At 65.1% G+C, this 502-nt stretch carries 2 protein-coding genes; both read left to right on the plus strand.

Going from position 1 to position 502, the window contains the following annotated elements; genetic code table 11:
- On the plus strand, positions 1-218 hold a 218-nt coding region (locus tag ACKGJN_RS16930; protein ID WP_409540758.1), incomplete at its 5' end, for a hypothetical protein.
- A gap of 130 nt (positions 219-348) precedes the next feature.
- Positions 349-502 (plus strand): GIY-YIG nuclease family protein (locus ACKGJN_RS16935; protein WP_409540760.1); only part of this gene is annotated, 154 nt, incomplete at its 3' end.

Below are 502 nucleotides of genomic sequence, written 5' to 3' on the forward strand. Positions count from 1 at the left end.
TCTACATGGCCTGCGGCTCCAGCGGCAACCAGTTCAAGAACGCGCCGGTCGCCGGCCGCATGATGGCGGCGATGATCGACTACGTGGAAGGCGGCGGCGACCAGGACGCCAAGCCGATGAAGTTCAAGCTGAAGCACCTCGACCACGCCATCGACACCGCGACCTTCTCGCGCCTGCGCGAGATCAACCAGAACAGCACGTTCTCGGTGCTGGGGTAGGCACGCCTGTCGCCCCGGCGCGTGACCCTATGGCGTTCGCACATCTCGCCGGGCTATCGCACACGCGAGCAAATCCAACGCTGTCGTCCCGGGGCTTGACCCCGGGACCCATTGGCGTCACTGCACGGCGATGCCTTACACCGTTTACATCCTTGCCAGCCGCAAGAACGGGACGCTCTACGTCGGCGTGACGAATGACATTGCCCGGCGGGATTGGGGGCACCGTCAGGGCCGCGGCTCCCCCTTTGTCCAGAAGTACCGCGTCACGCGCCTCGTGCATCTTG

Source organism: Gillisia xinjiangensis, assembly GCF_046298265.1.
Classification (GTDB): domain Bacteria; phylum Bacteroidota; class Bacteroidia; order Flavobacteriales; family Flavobacteriaceae; genus Gillisia; species Gillisia xinjiangensis.